At 64.0% G+C, this 1440-nt stretch carries 1 protein-coding gene and 1 pseudogene; one reads left to right on the top strand and one right to left on the bottom strand.

All coding sequences use genetic code 11. From position 1 onward, the window contains the following. Nucleotides 1-94: pseudogene (locus ABZ721_RS40920) on the bottom strand (transposase); the annotation flags it as partial. A 101-nt stretch (nt 95-195) separates the two neighbouring features. Here ABZ721_RS40920 and ABZ721_RS40915 point away from each other — a divergent pair. Continuing rightward, nucleotides 196-1320, top strand: coding sequence for an IS30 family transposase (locus tag ABZ721_RS40915; RefSeq protein ID WP_358793922.1), 1125 nt, complete (start codon nt 196-198; stop codon nt 1318-1320). The last annotated feature ends 120 nt before the right edge of the window (nt 1321-1440 follow it).

Here is a 1440-nt window from a genome sequence, read left to right as displayed (position 1 = left end):
CCCGATGCCCCTCGACGGTGACCGCGACCGCCATGTAGACGGGCCGGTTGGCGACGTGTCCGTCCCTGACCTTCACGTTCACGCAGTCGATGAAGGCGACCGGGTAGACGCCTTGAGTTCCATCGGTGGTTGCGAACGTTTCCGGAGAGGGATGTTCGGTTGCCCAGATACGCGCCCAACAGGATGCCAAGCTCGGTGAAGAAGAGGTACTTCGAGTTGGTGAGGGAAGGCCGCAAGGGTGCGGCAGCCGCCCGGGCAGTGGGGGTGTCCACCAGCTGTGGCTCCAAGTGGTTCCTGGAAGCTGGAGGCATGATCGTTCCAGACCCAGGCCCGATATCACCACGTTTCCTCACCCAGGACGACCGCATCGCGATAGCCGACGGCCTGCACGCGAAACGGAACGTGAAGGACATCGCCCTCTCCGTCGGCAAGAGCTTCCAGAGTGTCTACCGGGAGATCGAGCGAGGTAGCAGGCCCGGCGTCGGCTACCAGCCCTGGTGGGCCCACAACCAGGCCCTTCTGCGCAGACGCCGTCCCAAGGACGAGAGGTTGCGCAGCTCAGAGCCTTTGCGGACTCTCGTTCGGGAGAAGCTCACCGACAGGTGGTCGCCCCAGCAGATCTCACGCTTCCTCGCCCGCACTCATGCGGGTGATCCGGCGATGCGGGCCTGCGCTGAGACGATCTACCGGGCCCTGTTTGCGGGCATGCTGGGCAGCCGCCCCGGCAAGATCCGCACCGGCCGCACCCGCCGCAAGAAACAGCGGAGAGGCGTCCCGACACCGAACAAGATCAAGAACATGACACTGATCCACCAACGGCCTGCCGAGGTCAACGACCGTGCAGTTCCGGGACATTGGGAAGGCGACCTCATCATCGGACGAGGCCAGGGTTCAGCGATCGGCACCCTGGTCGAGCGGACCACCCGCTACGTCCAACTCATCCACCTGCCCGACGGTTGGAAGGCCCCGCAGGTCCGCAACGCGATCGTCACGCAGACCGCCCACATACCGGCTCAGATGCGGAAAACCCTGACATGGGACCAGGGCCGGGAGCTGACATTGCACGAGGAGATCGAAGCTTTCACGGGCTTTCGGATCTACTTCTGCGACCCTCACTCGCCCTGGCAGCGCGGGACGAACGAAAACACCAACGGCCTGCTGCGGCAGTACTTCCCCAAGGGCACGGACCTGTCCGTCCACACCGTCCGAGACCTTCGAGAAGTCGCCCGGCAACTGAACCGCCGGCCTCGCCTCGTCCTCGGCGACAAAACACCCGCCGAAGCCATGAAAGGATGGCTCACACCACCAATGACCAGCTAATTCGCAACCACCGCTGGAAACCGCCCGCTGTCCAGGGGACGGTTCTGCCATTCGGTCATGCCGCCATCACACTGTCGGTGATCGTGGAGATCGTCGACTTGGAGATGTCCGCCCCGTAGA

The sequence above is a fragment of the Streptomyces sp. NPDC006733 genome, from assembly GCF_040636125.1.
GTDB lineage: Bacteria > Actinomycetota > Actinomycetes > Streptomycetales > Streptomycetaceae > Actinacidiphila.
The sequence above is the reverse complement of the archived record's forward strand: the minus strand, read 5'-3'. Positions and strand labels throughout refer to the sequence as shown.